The sequence below is a fragment of the Paenarthrobacter sp. TE3676 genome (genome assembly GCF_056279165.1).
Window position 1 is genome coordinate 471,370 of the sequence record NZ_JBWBQU010000004.1, and the last position, 14,009, is coordinate 485,378.

At 62.0% G+C, this 14,009-nt stretch carries 9 protein-coding genes and 1 tRNA gene; 2 read left to right on the forward strand and 8 right to left on the reverse strand.

Translation table 11 applies throughout. The features are described 5' to 3' along the window. Positions 1-164: 164 nt before the first annotated feature. Entirely contained in the window at positions 165-431 is a 267-nt protein-coding gene (locus ACZ881_RS12670; protein WP_476115939.1) for a hypothetical protein, read from the forward strand. 15 nt (positions 432-446) lie between these two features. Here the strand turns inward: ACZ881_RS12670 and ACZ881_RS12675 are convergent, their stop codons facing one another. Both ACZ881_RS12675 and ACZ881_RS12680 read right to left on the reverse strand, forming a co-directional pair. Beyond that, on the reverse strand, positions 447-1,529 hold the full coding sequence (locus ACZ881_RS12675) for a tyrosine-type recombinase/integrase (protein ID WP_476115941.1): 1,083 nt from the start codon (positions 1,527-1,529) through the stop codon (positions 447-449). Between the two features lie 134 nt (positions 1,530-1,663). Further along, positions 1,664-1,745: transfer RNA gene (locus ACZ881_RS12680), tRNA-Leu, on the reverse strand. Positions 1,746-1,941: 196 nt separating this feature from the next. Here ACZ881_RS12680 and ACZ881_RS12685 point away from each other — a divergent pair. Further along, complete coding sequence (locus ACZ881_RS12685) at positions 1,942-2,547, forward strand: ANTAR domain-containing response regulator (RefSeq protein WP_011774540.1); 606 nt, start codon at positions 1,942-1,944, stop codon at positions 2,545-2,547. A gap of 133 nt (positions 2,548-2,680) precedes the next feature. Here ACZ881_RS12685 and pyk read toward each other — a convergent pair whose 3' ends face one another. The 6 genes from pyk to trpB all read right to left on the reverse strand — a co-directional run bounded on the left by pyk (position 2,681) and on the right by trpB (position 13,916). Then, on the reverse strand, positions 2,681-4,174 hold the full coding sequence (pyk, locus tag ACZ881_RS12690) for a pyruvate kinase (protein ID WP_091466802.1): 1,494 nt from the start codon (positions 4,172-4,174) through the stop codon (positions 2,681-2,683). 54 nt (positions 4,175-4,228) lie between these two features. Then, positions 4,229-5,686, reverse strand: a complete 1,458-nt coding sequence (locus ACZ881_RS12695; protein WP_476115943.1) for a glutamate synthase subunit beta — start codon at positions 5,684-5,686, stop codon at positions 4,229-4,231. Next, positions 5,679-10,292: a glutamate synthase large subunit gene (gene gltB, locus ACZ881_RS12700; protein WP_476115945.1), complete on the reverse strand. Its 4,614-nt coding sequence runs from the start codon at positions 10,290-10,292 to the stop codon at positions 5,679-5,681. The genes ACZ881_RS12695 and gltB overlap by 8 nt, the downstream gene beginning before the upstream one ends. Before the next feature lie 259 nt (positions 10,293-10,551). Continuing rightward, positions 10,552-11,706 carry a prolipoprotein diacylglyceryl transferase gene (gene lgt, locus ACZ881_RS12705; RefSeq protein WP_476115947.1) on the reverse strand — a complete coding sequence of 385 codons (1,155 nt, stop codon included), beginning with the start codon at positions 11,704-11,706 and terminating at the stop codon, positions 10,552-10,554. A 21-nt stretch (positions 11,707-11,727) separates the two neighbouring features. Continuing rightward, complete coding sequence (trpA, locus tag ACZ881_RS12710; RefSeq protein WP_402937249.1) at positions 11,728-12,540, reverse strand: tryptophan synthase subunit alpha; 813 nt, start codon at positions 12,538-12,540, stop codon at positions 11,728-11,730. Beyond that, complete coding sequence (gene trpB, locus ACZ881_RS12715; protein ID WP_091466794.1) at positions 12,540-13,916, reverse strand: tryptophan synthase subunit beta; 1,377 nt, start codon at positions 13,914-13,916, stop codon at positions 12,540-12,542. The genes trpA and trpB overlap by 1 nt, the downstream gene beginning before the upstream one ends. Positions 13,917-14,009 lie beyond the last annotated feature (93 nt).

Sequence of the window (14,009 nt, forward strand, 5' to 3'; positions counted from 1 at the left end):
GGTGGACGACAAGTGATTAGCAAGGCGTCGGTTGGAGACCAATTAGGGTTGGCGTTCACCTGCCCAGATGCGCCGTTGAACAGTCCATCCGCTTCTTGCCGTCATGTACTTAGCGAGGGCCAGCCAAATGAAGTACCAGAGTCGTAAAGCAGGATTGGATTGAAATGGACCTAGAATTCTTCGAACCTGCCGAGGCAGCGGCCTTCATGCGCTGCAGTGAAGGTTGGCTGCGCGACGGTGCGGCGAGCGGTCGGTTCCCGCACGCGTGCTGGGGCAAGGGAAAGATCGTCTTCACGTCTGAGCACATCGCCGAAATAGCCAGGCTCAGCGAGATCTTGCCAACGTCCCACCCGACATCATCGACGCACGGCGCCAACACAACCAGCGCCAGACTTATCGGCACACGTGCCCGCAATCGACTCGTCTCCTGACGGACCAGAATCGCTTCACCGCATAAATGCCGACACCGAGCGCTCCGTCGCATCCGCCCCAGCCTGCAGAGCTTCCGGCATGAGGTGCCCATAAACGCCCTCTGTGGTCCGGGTTGACGCGTGCCCTAACCGACGCGAGATCGTGAAGATGGGAACACCGTCCTGAATCAGCCACGAGGCATGCGTATGCCGTAGATCGTGAATGCGCGGGCTCTTACGCAAGCCGCGTTCTTGCGCAGCCTTGACCGCCGGCATCCAGTAGTGGTGCCAGAACAGTTTATGGACAATCCGCTCGCCCTTTGGCGTAGTGAACAGCAGATCGCTGCTCGGACGCCCAGCCACCAGGGGGATCAGCAGTTCAACCAGCGCCGGATTCAACCCGATAGTCCTCTTGCCCGCGCCGGTCTTCGTCGGGCCGATGTAGAACTGGTTCTGCCCGTCCCGCTTCCACGCTTTGTTGATCCGAGCTGTTGCCGGTTTGCCCAACAAATCGATATCCGCGACGGTTAGTGCCGTGGCCTCCCCAAAGCGTGTTCCGGTCATGACCAGGAAGTTGGTGAAGTCCCGGTACCGCTCCCCCATCCCGTCCATGATCAACCCGAACTCCGCGTGGGTGAGAAACATCATTTCATCGTCGGCCTTCTCAACGCTCGGCAGTTGCACGCCCCGGCACGGATTGCGCGTGATGTAGCCGAGCATCTCTGCGGTGTTCATCGACGCCGAGATCAGCCCGTGGACATTCTTGATCGTCTTCGGTGAGCGTCCCTTGGCCATCATGGACTTCACCCAGTAGGCGATCATCCGGTAGTCCAGCTTGTCGACAGGCACGTGGCCGATGACCTTTTGCACATGGAGATCAAGCATCGTCTGATACGTCTTGACGGTCCCGCTCGACGGCCGGATCAGGAGGTCGATGTGCTCCTGGATGACTTCCCCAACCGTGGGTATCTTCGCCCTGTTGTCCAGAAGTGCCTGCTGGGCGATCTCGAAGGATTGACCGTTCGCATCGAGCAACCGCTTGAGCGTTTCAGCCTCATGCGCGGAGTCGACAGTGATGCCCTGCTGCTTCCGGATCTTGGGGTCGCGCCAGACCACCATGAAGGACGAAGAGCCGTCCTTTTTGACGCGTTTCCGGATACTAGCCACATAAAAATGCTAGTTCCGTGTCAACAGATTTGGGGGTTTTGTCAACAGTCAGGGGCCATATAGGCCCCTGACCTGCGACATTACTGTGCCCGAGGTGGGACTCGAACCCACACACCTTTCGATACTGCATTTTGAGTGCAGCGCGTCTGCCAATTCCGCCACTCGGGCGCGGATTACCGGGAAGTTAATTCTCGCTGACTGCTCGTGTCTGTGAGCAACGCGATCCTTTCCCAGCACGCGAAATTACTATACATGCAGATAGGCTGATTCAAAGAACCGGGCGCGCTGATGCAACAAAAACCAGCCATCAAAGAGTCCACACTAAGATGGACATGAACCCGCCGAACCTTTTCAAGGAGATCCCGTGACCGAACAGACGGAGTCCACGTCCACAGCCCAGCCGGCCCGACGCGTTGTCGTAGCCGAGGATGAGACCCTCATCCGCCTGGACATTATCGAGATTTTGAAGGGCGAGGGATACGACGTCGTAGGAGAGGCAGACAACGGCGAGAAGGCCGTTCAGTTGGCCGAGGAACTCAAGCCTGACCTTGTCCTCATGGACGTGAAGATGCCCGTCATGGACGGCATTTCGGCAGCTGAGAAGATCGTCAAGGCACGCATTGCACCTGTTGTGCTGCTGACCGCTTTCAGCCAGAAGGAACTGGTGGAGCGCGCACGCGACGCCGGCGCCATGGCGTACGTCGTCAAGCCGTTCTCCCCCGCGGACCTCATCCCGGCCATCGAGATCGCCCTCTCCCGTCATGAGGAGATTAAGGCGCTTGAGAACGAGGTTTCCGATCTCCAGGAGCAGTTCGCCACACGCAAGCTTGTAGAGCGCGCCAAGAGCCTCCTGACCACCAAGATGGGCCTGACGGAGCCGGAAGCTTTCCGCTGGATCCAGAAGACCTCCATGGACCGCCGCCTCAGCATGCGTGAGGTTGCCGAAACCATCATCAACCAGGTCAACTAACGCCCCAAGCAGTAAACGCACGACGGCGGCCGCTCACCTCACGCGAGGTGGGCGGCCGCCGTCGTCATCACCACAAAACAAAGTGGGCCCCGCCGCACGGCGGGACCCACTTCGCAAAACGAAAACTGAAGAACTAGCTCTTGGCCTTGGACTTCTTTTCCGGCCACGGGCCAACGGGTTCCTTGCGTGAACCGTCGTCGGTCTTGGAGGTGTCGGCGAGGTCGCCTACCTTGTGGACCTTCAGCGAGTTCGTGGAACCGGCCTGTCCTGGAGGGGAACCAGCAGCGATGACAACCAGGTCGCCTTCGTCCACGAGATCCATTTCCAGCAGGCTCTTGTCCACCTGTGCAGTCATCTCGTCGGTGTGGCCCACGGAGGGAACCAGCACCGGCTGGATGCCCCAGGTGAGGGCCAGCTGGTTCCAGACGTGCTCAACCGGTGTGAACGCGAAGACCGGCTTGACCGGGCGCAGGCGCGAGAGGCGTCGTGCCGAGTCGCCGGACTGGGTGAAAGTACAGATGTACTTTGCGTCCAGCTGGTCGGCGATTTCGACGGCGGCACGGGTGATGGCGCCACCGCGGGTCTTGGGCTTGGTTCCCAGCGGGGGGACGCGCTCAAGACCGTGAACCTCGGTGGATTCGATGATCCGGGCCATGACCTTGACGGTTTCGATGGGGTACTGGCCCACCGAGGTCTCGCCGGAGAGCATGACTGCATCGGCGCCGTCGAGGACTGCATTGGCGCAGTCGGAAGCCTCGGCGCGCGTCGGACGCGGGTTATCGATCATGGATTCCAGGACCTGGGTTGCCACGATGACCGGCTTGGCCCAACGGCGTGCCAGTTCAATGGCGCGCTTCTGGACGATCGGCACCTCTTCGAGCGGCAGTTCAACACCGAGGTCGCCACGGGCAACCATGATGGCATCGAAGGCGTCGATGATTTCGTGGAGCTGCTCCACGGCCTGCGGCTTTTCGATCTTGGCGATCACCGGCACACGGCGGCCTTCTTCATCCATGATCTCGTGGACGCGCTTGATGTCAGAGGCATCACGCACGAACGAGAGGGCAATGAGGTCGGCGCCGCGCTTGAGGGCCCAGCGAAGGTCATCCTCATCCTTTTCGCTCAATGCGGGGACGTTGACGGCAACACCGGGCAGGTTGATGCCCTTGTTGTTGGACACCTTGCCACCAACCGTGACAGTGGTGACAACCTTGACGTCGTCAACCTCGAGGGCCCGCAGAGCCACCTTGCCGTCGTCAATGAGCAGGGCGTCGCCCACGTTGACGTCTTCGGTGAGGCTCTTCAACGTGGTGGAGCAGATGTCCTTGGTGCCCGGGACGTCTTCGGTGGTGATGGTGAAAGTGTCGCCCACAGCCAGCTCGTGCGGGCCGTCAACAAACCGACCCAAGCGGATTTTGGGTCCCTGGAGGTCGGCCATGATGGCCACGGGCTTGCCCAGCTGGGCGGCAGCCTTGCGGACGTTTTCGTAGGTGTTGTCATGCACGGAGTAGTCGCCGTGGCTCATGTTCATGCGAGCAACGTCAACGCCGGCCTCCAGCACCGCGAGGGTGTTCTCGAAGCTGGAGATTGCCGGGCCGAAAGTTGCCACAATTTTCGCGCGTCTCATATACCTACCCTAAGTAGTCATGCTGATTGAGTAAAAGAAGTGTTCCTGCCGGCGCTATAAGACCGCTATCGCCCGGTCGGTGGGGGCGACCGGTGCCGGGAGGATGGTGCTTCCCATCAGGAACCTGTCCACTGCAGCCGCGCACGCACGGCCTTCCGCAATGGCCCACACAATCAGTGACTGGCCACGTCCGGCATCACCGGCAACAAACACTCCCTCAGTGTTCGTCATGTAGTAGCCGTCGCGGGCAACGTTGCCCCGACCGTCGAATTCTGCACTGACCTGCTCCGTGATACCTGCCGGCTCAGCACCGGTAAAGCCCAGGCTCAAGAACACAAGATCAGCTGGAATGATTCGTTCTGTACCGGCCTTGGGCAGGCGTTTGCCGTCCACGAACTCGGTTTCAGCAACTTTAACGCCGGTGAGCTTGCCGTTTTCTCCAACGAACTCAACGGTTGATGCAAGGTAGGTACGTTCGCCGCCTTCTTCGTGGGCGCTGGCGACCTCGAAAAGGGTGGGGAACGTTGGCCACGGCTGGTGGGTGGCGCGTTCGGCGGGCGGCTGCTTGCCGATCGCGAGCGTGGTCACCGAGGCAGCCTGGTGGCGGTGGGCGGTGCCGATGCAGTCAGCACCGGTATCGCCACCACCAAGGATGACAACGTGCTTGCCGCGCGCATCGATGTGGTTCTCGGGGTTCTCCCCCGCCACCTTGCGGTTGGACGGAACAAGGTAATCCATGGCGAAGTGGACACCCTCAAGGTCACGGCCCGGGATGGGCAGGTCACGCGGGACGGTGGCGCCGGTGGCGACAACAACGGCGTCGTAACGGCGTCGTAGCTGCTCCCAGGTCACATCGGTACCCACAGCGACGCCGGTCCGGAAGCGCGTGCCTTCGGCCTTCATCTGCTCCAGGCGACGGTCAACCTGTTCCTTCTCCATTTTGAAGTCGGGGATACCGTAGCGGAGCAGGCCGCCGATCTTGTCGTCTCGCTCGTACACAGCAACGGTGTGGCCCACTCGGGTCAGCTGCTGTGCCACGGCCAAGCCGGCAGGACCGGAACCAACCACAGCCACCGTCTTGCCGGTGAGGCGTGTGGGAGGAAGGGGCTGGACCCAGTCGTTGTCGAAGGCCTGGTCGATGATCGAAACCTCAACCTGCTTGATGGTCACGGCAGGCTGGTTGATCCCCAGCACGCAGGACGCTTCACAGGGTGCAGGGCAAAGACGGCCGGTGAACTCCGGGAAGTTGTTCGTGGCGTGAAGGCGCTCAATAGCTTCTTCACCCTTATCCCGCCACACGAGGTCGTTCCACTCGGGAATGAGGTTACCCAGCGGGCAACCCTGGTGGCAGAACGGTACGCCGCAGTCCATGCAGCGTCCCGCCTGGCTCTTAAGGACGCCCCTTTCCTGGGCTTCGTAAACTTCTTTCCAGTCCATGATGCGGACGGGAACGGGACGGCGTGGCTGCGTCTCGCGCTGCCGGACTTTCAGAAATCCGCGTGGATCAGCCACCGGTTACCTCCAGGATTCGAGACCATACTTCTTCGCCATCGGGGTCAAGGCCCTCTTCGATGGCGTCGAGACGGGTTTGCAGGACTGCGGCGTAGTCGCGCGGCAGTACTTTGGTGATGCGGGCGGCGGTGTCGTCGAAGTTCTCGAGCAGACGGCCGGCCAGGACGGATTCGGTTTCCTCGACGTGCTTGGTCAGCAGGCCGTGAACGATGTCACGGTCCTCGGCGTCGAGCTCCAGGAGCTGGAGTTCACCGGTATCGAGGGCCATCTTGTTGACGCGCTCAGGCTGCAGGTCCAGTACGTAGGCAGTACCACCGGACATGCCGGCACCGAAGTTGCGGCCGGTACGGCCGATGATCAGTGTCTGGCCACCGGTCATGTATTCGCAACCGTGATCGCCAATACCTTCGACGACGGCGGTCGCACCGGAGTTACGGACCAGGAAGCGTTCGCCAACCTGGCCACGCAGGAACATTTCACCGCTGGTGGCGCCATAGCCGATCACGTTGCCGGCAATGACGTTGCGCTCCGCCTGGAACACGTTGGTGCGGTCCGGGCGAACGATGATCCGTCCACCGGAGAGGCCCTTGCCGACGTAGTCGTTGGAGTCGCCGAACATGCGCAGCGTGATACCGGCAGGCAGGAAAGCCCCGAGGGACTGGCCGGCAGTACCGTTCAGCGTCACATCGATCGTATCGGTCGCCAGCACATCGGTGCTGAACGTCTTGGTCACCACGTGGCCGAGCATCGTACCCACGGAACGGTCCGTGTTGATGACGTCCAGGGTGATCTTGACGGGCATGCGGTCGCTGAGTGCTTCCTGCGCCATGGTGATCAGCCGCTGGTCAAAGTGCTTGTCCAGCTCGTGGTTCTGGCCGGTCATGTTGCGCAACGGCACGTCGTCGTCGAACTCGAGCCCATGCAGGATGGGATCGAGGTCCAGCCCTTCGGCTTTCCAGTGGTTGATCGCTTCGCGGGTGTCCAGGACTTCGGCGTGGCCGATTGCCTCTTCCAGGCTGCGGAATCCGAGCTCGGCCAGGATTTCGCGGACTTCTTCTGCGAGGAACTCGAAGAAGTTGACCACGAATTCGGGCTTGCCGTTGAACCGGGAGCGGAGCTCGGGGTTCTGCGTGGCGACACCCACAGGGCAGGTGTCCAGGTGGCAAACACGCATCATGATGCAGCCGGAAACAACCAGCGGTGCAGTCGCGAAGCCGTATTCCTCGCCACCCAGCAGGGCAGCAATGACAACGTCGCGTCCAGTCTTGAGCTGACCGTCAACCTGAACCACCACGCGGTCACGGAGACCGTTGAGCATGAGGGTCTGCTGGGTCTCGGCGAGGCCAAGTTCCCAGGGCACACCCGCGTGCTTCAGCGAGTTCAGCGGCGAGGCGCCGGTACCGCCGTCGTGACCTGAAACAAGCACGACGTCGGCCTTGGCCTTGGTGACGCCGGACGCCACCGTGCCGATCCCGACTTCCGACACCAGCTTCACGTGGACCCGGGCTGAAGGGTTGGCGCGCTTGGCATCGTAGATGAGCTGCGCGAGGTCTTCGATCGAGTAGATGTCGTGGTGCGGGGGCGGTGAAATGAGTCCGACGCCGGGGGTGGAGTGACGCGTCCGGGCTACCCAGGGGTAGACCTTCTGGGCCATCAGCTGGCCACCTTCGCCGGGCTTGGCACCCTGCGCCATCTTGATCTGGATGTCATCGGCGTTGGTCAGGTACAGGCTGGTGACGCCGAAACGGCCGGAAGCGATCTGTTTGATGGCAGAGCGGCGTTCCGGGTCCAGCAGGCGATCCACGTCCTCGCCACCTTCACCGGTGTTGGACTTGGCACCCAGACGGTTCATGGCAATTGCCAGGGTCTCGTGGGCTTCCTTCGAGATGGAGCCGTAGCTCATTGCACCCGTGGAGAAACGCTTCACGATGCTGGAGACAGGCTCCACTTCCTCGAGCGGAACAGCCGGACGGACACCGTCCTTGAACTTAAGGAGCCCGCGAAGGGTCATCAGGTTCTCGGACTGATCGTCAATGCCCTTGGTGTAGGACTTGAAGATGTCGTAGCGGCGTTCGCGGGTGGCGTGCTGCAGGCGGAAGACCGTCTCCGGGTTGAAGAGGTGCGGTTCGCCGTCGCGTCGCCACTGGTACTCGCCGCCTCCGAGCAACGGCTGGTGCGGGTGCTCGATGCCGCCTTCCGGGTACGCCATCTGGTGGCGTGCCGAAACTTCCGCGGCGATGACGTCCAGGCCGACGCCGCCCAGCTGGGAGTGCGTGCCGGAGAAGAATTCGTCCACGAGCTCCTGGGACAGGCCCAAAGCTTCGAAAGTCTGGGCGCCCGTATAGGAAGCCACAGTGGAGATGCCCATCTTGGACATGATCTTCAGGACACCCTTGCCGAGGCCCTTGATGAGGTTGTAGACGCCGTCTTCGGCAGTGACGCCTGTGACGTCGCCGTTGGAGATCAGCTGTTCAACCGATTCCATGGCCAGGTACGGGTTGACGGCAGATGCACCGTAACCAATGAGTACCGCCACGTGGTGAGTCTCGCGGACGTCGCCGGCCTCAACCACGAGTGCGGTCTTGGTGCGGTTGGCGCTGCGGAGCAGGTGGTGGTGGACTGCGCTGACCAGCAGGAGCGAAGGAATCGGAGCCCACTGCGCGTTGGAGTCACGGTCGGACAGCACAACGTACTGCACGCCACGGTTGATTGCACCGGAGACCTGCTCGCAGATCTCGGTCAGGCGTGCACGGAGTGCCGCCTCTCCACCCTCTGGGCGGTAAAGGCCACGGACCTTCATGGCGATGCGGTCGCCGTCGGGGCTTTCAATGTTCGCGATCTTGGCGAGCTGGTCGTTGTTGATCACGGGGAACGGCAGGGAGATCTGCGGCTGGCGGACCTGCTTGCCATCCAACAGGTTGCCGTTGGGACCGATGGCGCACTTCAGTGAGGTGACCAGCTCTTCGCGGATGGCATCAAGCGGCGGGTTGGTGACCTGGGCAAAGGACTGCACGAAGTAGTCGAACAACAGGCGCGGACGCTTGGAGAGCACAGCAACAGGAGTGTCCGAACCCATGGCGCCCAAGGGCTCAGCGCCGGTACGGGCCATCGGGCCGAGCAGGATCTTCAGCTCTTCGGTGGTGTAACCAAAGGTGCGCTGACGGATGTTCACGGAGGCAGCCGTGTGAACAACGTGCTCGCGCTCGGGGAGCTCGTTGATGTCGATCAGGTTGTCCTTGAGCCACTCGGCCCAGGGGTTTGCTGCAGCGACCTCGGCCTTGACCTCGGTGTCGTCGATGATGCGTCCGGACTCAGTGTCCACCAGGAACATCTTGCCGGGAGCAACACGTCCCTTCTTGACCACGTTGGAAGGCTCCACCTCGATCACGCCAACTTCGGAGGCGAAGATGATGAGGCCGTCTTCGGTGATCCAGTACCGTCCCGGGCGCAGGCCGTTGCGGTCCAGCGTTGCGCCGACGAGGTTGCCGTCGGTGAAGGAGACAGCGGCCGGGCCATCCCACGGCTCCATGAGCAGTGAGTGGTACTCGTAAAACGCACGGCGGGCGGGATCCATGGTGGCGTGGTTCTCCCACGCTTCCGGAATCATCATCATGATGGAGTGCGTGATGGGGCGGCCGGACAGCCAGAGGAGCTCGGCTACCTCGTCGAAGGAAGCGGAGTCCGAGGCACCAGGGGTGCAGATCGGGTACAGCTCTTCGGGGACCGAGCCCAGCAGCGGGCTGGCCAGCTGGGACTGGCGGGCACGCATCCAGTTGCGGTTGCCCTTGACCGTGTTGATCTCACCGTTGTGGGCGATGGTGCGGAAAGGCTGCGCCAACGGCCATGACGGGAACGTGTTGGTGGAGAAGCGCGAGTGGACGATAGCGAGCTTCGTCTTGAAGCGCTTATCCGAAAGGTCCGGGTAGAACGGCTCCAGCTGGGCGGTGGTCAGCATGCCCTTGTACACAATGGTGCGCGAGGACAGGGACGGGAAGTACACGCCGAACTTGTTCTGGGCACGCTTGCGGATACGCCAGGCGCGGGAGTCCAGCTCGTTGTGCTCAAGCTGCTCACCGGTGGCGGAGGCAAAGAACGGCTGAGAGAAGTACGGCATACAGGCCCGTGCCATGGCGCCTACGAGGTCGGCGACCACGGGAACCTCACGCCAGCCGAGAACCGTCAGGCCCTCGTCAGCAGCAAGTGCTTCAATGCCGGCCTTCGCAGTCTCGGCTTCACGGGACTCAGCGGGAAGGAAGGCGGTGCCCACCACGTACTGGCCCGGGGCTGGCAGTTCGAATTCGGTGACGGCCCGGAAGAACTCGTCGGGAACCTGCATGAGCAGGCCCGCACCGTCGCCGGTACCTTCATCGGCGCCCACGGCGCCGCGGTGTTCGAGATTGCGGAGGGCGGTCAATGCCGCTTCCACGATGTCGTATCCCGGTTCCCCGCGGAGCGTGGCAATAATAGCCAGGCCGCAGGCGTCCTTCTCCTTGTCAGGGTTGTAAAGACCCTGAGCCTTCGGAAGCGCGGCAAAGCGCTTGAATGGAGACATGGCACCCTGAGGTTCGATATTTTCGGACCACCCGGGGTTATGAAGATGGGTCATGGGAGACGTCCTTCCTCGGAATCGTGCGTATGGAAGGGACAACGTTGGCCCCACCTTGCCTGCCCTGTGACGGGCACAACAAAGCGCTAGTAATTGGAATTGTAGGCCAGCCGATCCAGCGCAACGAACAGTTACGCAGACCTCTGGCCCCGGCTTGACCAGTGAACATCGGTATGCTGCGATCCGGTTTCCGGGGTGCCACGACGCTGTGGACTGGGCCCTACGAGCGGTGACTCTGTTGCCCCTTTACCGAACGCGACTACTTGGTGTCGTCTGCCTTCGGCGTGGATCCGGGGGCCTTCCTCGCGGCAGTAGCAGCAGATGTGGAACCGGTGCCGGACATGCTGTCCTTCTCCCTGTCCCCTGCTGATTCCTGCGGCTCGTCAACGTGGCCCGGATCGCTTTGGTTATCTGGGAGATTACCACGCGAACCAGTATCTGAGACAGATGCGTCCACATCATGACTGGTGACGCTGGTCACCGTCGCAGGGTCTTTTTCCGCCTTCTTTTCCGGCTCCCGGCCCGGCAAATAAGGAGTGTCGGGCACCGGACGGCCCCGCCTGCCAAGGATGAAGAAGATCGCCAGCGCGGCAATAAAGACGAAGATGCTGGTCCACACATTGAGCCTGGTGGTGATGCCAAAAAGACTGATCTGTTCGGCATCGTCAATGCGCAGCGCCTCAATCCACACACGGCCCAAGGTGTAGTACACCGCGTACAGCCAGAAGAGCCTGCCCCAACGGAAGTTGAACTTCTTGTCCAGGAGCAGCAGGATGGCGACGCCAACGAGGTTCCACAGCATCTCGTACAGGAACGTCGGGTGGAAGAGCGTACCCGCAGCCATATCGGGCGGGAAGTTGGCATTCGCGGGATCGATTTCAAGTCCCCAGGGCAAGGTGGTGGGTGCACCGAAGAGTTCCTGGTTGAACCAGTTCCCCAAGCGGCCAATGGCCTGTGCCAGCAACAATCCAGGAGCAGCGGCGTCGAGGAAGGCAGTCAACTTGACGCCGGCCCGGCGGCAGCCGATCCAGGCACCTACCGCACCTAAGATGACGGCACCCCAAATGCCCAGGCCGCCACGTTGGATCTGAGGTATCAGGGAAAGGTCCCCCGTGCCGTCAAAACCCGGGCCGAAGTACGCATCCGGTGAAGAGAACACGTGATAGAGGCGGCCACCGATGATGCCGAACGGAATAGCCCAGATGGCAATGTCCCACAGGCTGCCTTCGGGCGTCCCGCGGCGCTTCCAACGGGTGGAGGTCAACCACAAGCCCACGATGATGCCCGCAAGGATGCAGAGGGCGTAAGCGTGGATGCGCAACGTCCCCCACGGCAGCGGAATGTCGAAACCGGACCACGACGGGCTCGGGATACTCAGGGGGACCATTGCCGCAGCGTGGAGGACGGTCTGCATTCGCTTCGCTGTTTCCTTTTCCTAGGCTTCTGCAGCTGCGCGGCCCAAGCCGGCGCTGAGGTTCTTGGTGAGTTGTCCGACGGCGTCCACGCCGCCATCGCGGAGGGCCGCCACCAAAGCGGTGCCGACGATCACGCCGTCCGCGTAGGCGGCGATCTCGCGGACGTGGTCCGGGTTGGAGACGCCCAATCCGACGCAAACGCGCTCGGCGCCGGCCGCATGGGCGCGGGCCACCACATCTTCAGCACTGCTGCTGACGGAGGTGCGTGTTCCGGTGACACCCATGATCGAGACAGCGTAGACGAATCCGCGGCTTGCCTTGACCGTCATGTCCAGTCGCTCAGGGGTGGACGACGGCGCCACAAGGAACACGCGGTCCAAGCCGTACTTATCTGAAGCTTCGAACCACTCATGAGCCTCGTCCGGGACCAGGTCCGGGGTGATGAGCCCTGCACCCCCGGCTTCGGCCAGGCGGCGGGCAAACTCGTCCACGCCCATGCGCATGACAGGGTTCCAGTACGTCATGACCAGAACTGCCGCATCAGTAGCGGCGGTAATGCCGGCAACCACGTCAAAGACGTTGGCCACGCGGAATCCGTTGGAGATCGCTTCAGTGGTGGCGGCCTGGATGACAGGTCCGTCCATCACGGGATCGGAGTACGGAATGCCGATTTCGATGAGGTCGGCACCGTTGCGGGCCAAGGCTATGCCGGCCTCGATGCTTTCCTGGACCGTCGGGTAGCCCGCGGGAAGGTAGCCCACCAGGGCGGCGCGGCCTTCTGCTTTGGCACGATCAATGGCGACGGCGGATTTGCTGGCGAATTCTTCAGTCATCAGTTCTGGTCCTCGTTGACGTCCACGGCTGCTTCGGACGTGCGCTCGGCCGGCCCTTTGGGCTTGCGTGTGGAGAGCGTAGTGCCCTTGACATGCCCTTCCTCGTCCAACATGTTGAACCAGGCAGCGGCAGTTTCCACGTCCTTGTCTCCACGTCCGGACAGGTTGACAATCACCGTCACGTCCGACGGCGTGTCCTTGCCTTCGGTGAGCCGCTTGCCAATCTTGATGGCGCCGGCCAGGGCGTGGGAGGACTCAATGGCGGGGATGATGCCTTCGGTCCGGCACAGCAGGCTGAACGCATCCATGGCCTCGGTGTCAGTCACGGCCTCGTAGGTCACACGCCCGATGTCGGCCAGGTACGAGTGTTCCGGACCAACGCTGGGGTAGTCCAAGCCGGCCGAAATGGAGTGGGATTCGATGGTCTGGCCGTCTTCGTCCTGCATGAGGTACGAACGGGCACCGTGGAGTACGCCTGGACGGCCCAGGGAGATGGCTGCAGCGTGGCGGCCCGTCTCTACACCCTCGCCGCCGGCTTCAAAGCCGTAAATCTTCACGGAAGCGTCATCAAGGAAAGCGTGGAACAAACCAATGGCGTTGGAGCCGCCACCGATACATGCAGCAATGGCGTCAGGGAGCTTGCCGGTTTGCTCCAGGATCTGGCTGCGCGCTTCTTCGCCGATGACTTCGTGGAAGTAGCGGACCATGGCGGGGAAGGGGTGCGCACCGGCTGCAGTGCCCAGAAGGTAGTGGGTGTGCTCCACGTTGGAGACCCAATCCCGGAGGGCATCGTTGATGGCGTCCTTGAGGGTCTGGGAACCGTTGGTCACCGGAACCACCGTGGCGCCGAGCAGCTGCATGCGGGCCACGTTCAAGGCCTGCCGACGGCAATCCTCAGCACCCATGTAGACAACGCACTCGAGGCCCAGCAGGGCTGCGGCCGTGGCACTCGCAACGCCATGCTGACCGGCACCGGTCTCGGCGATAACGCGGGTCTTGCCCATGCGCTTCGCGAGGAGTGCCTGGCCCAGCACGTTGTTGATCTTGTGGGAGCCAGTGTGGTTGAGGTCCTCGCGCTTGAGGAAAATACGTGCTCCCCCGGCGTGCTCTGAGAAGCGCTTGGCTTCGGTCAGCAAGGAAGGCCTGCCGGAGTAGTTCTTGTTGAGGTCCTTCAGCTGCGCGATGAACTCGGGATCAGCTTTGGCCTTCTCAAAAGTATCCTGGACCTCGTCAAGGGCGGCGATGAGCGACTCGGGCATCCAGCGTCCGCCATAGCTGCCAAAGTAGGGTCCCGATGCGTTCCGCAGCGAAGGGCCACCTTGCAGGAACGCGTCCGCCGCATTCTCTTCTGAGCCGGCTGTTGGCGCGTCGACCATCAGTCTCACCGTCCTGTTCCAGTTAGTTCATTGGGTAGTTCCACGTGCCACAAGGCAGCCGCAGGCTTATGCCCGGGCTGCCCTGCAACTATT

What these genes read in the sequence shown, in the direction of transcription:
- ACZ881_RS12670 (WP_476115939.1), top strand. Translation starts at nt 165, where the DNA reads ATGGACCTAGAATTCTTCGAACCTGCCGAGGCAGCGGCCTTCATGCGC.
- ACZ881_RS12675 (WP_476115941.1), bottom strand. Translation starts at nt 1,529, where the DNA reads ATGGTGGTCTGGCGCGACCCCAAGATCCGGAAGCAGCAGGGCATCACT.
- pyk (WP_091466802.1), bottom strand. Translation starts at nt 4,174, where the DNA reads ATGAGACGCGCGAAAATTGTGGCAACTTTCGGCCCGGCAATCTCCAGC.
- gltB (WP_476115945.1), bottom strand. Translation starts at nt 10,292, where the DNA reads ATGACCCATCTTCATAACCCCGGGTGGTCCGAAAATATCGAACCTCAG.
- lgt (WP_476115947.1), bottom strand. Translation starts at nt 11,706, where the DNA reads ATGCAGACCGTCCTCCACGCTGCGGCAATGGTCCCCCTGAGTATCCCG.
- trpA (WP_402937249.1), bottom strand. Translation starts at nt 12,540, where the DNA reads ATGACTGAAGAATTCGCCAGCAAATCCGCCGTCGCCATTGATCGTGCC.
- trpB (WP_091466794.1), bottom strand. Translation starts at nt 13,916, where the DNA reads ATGGTCGACGCGCCAACAGCCGGCTCAGAAGAGAATGCGGCGGACGCG.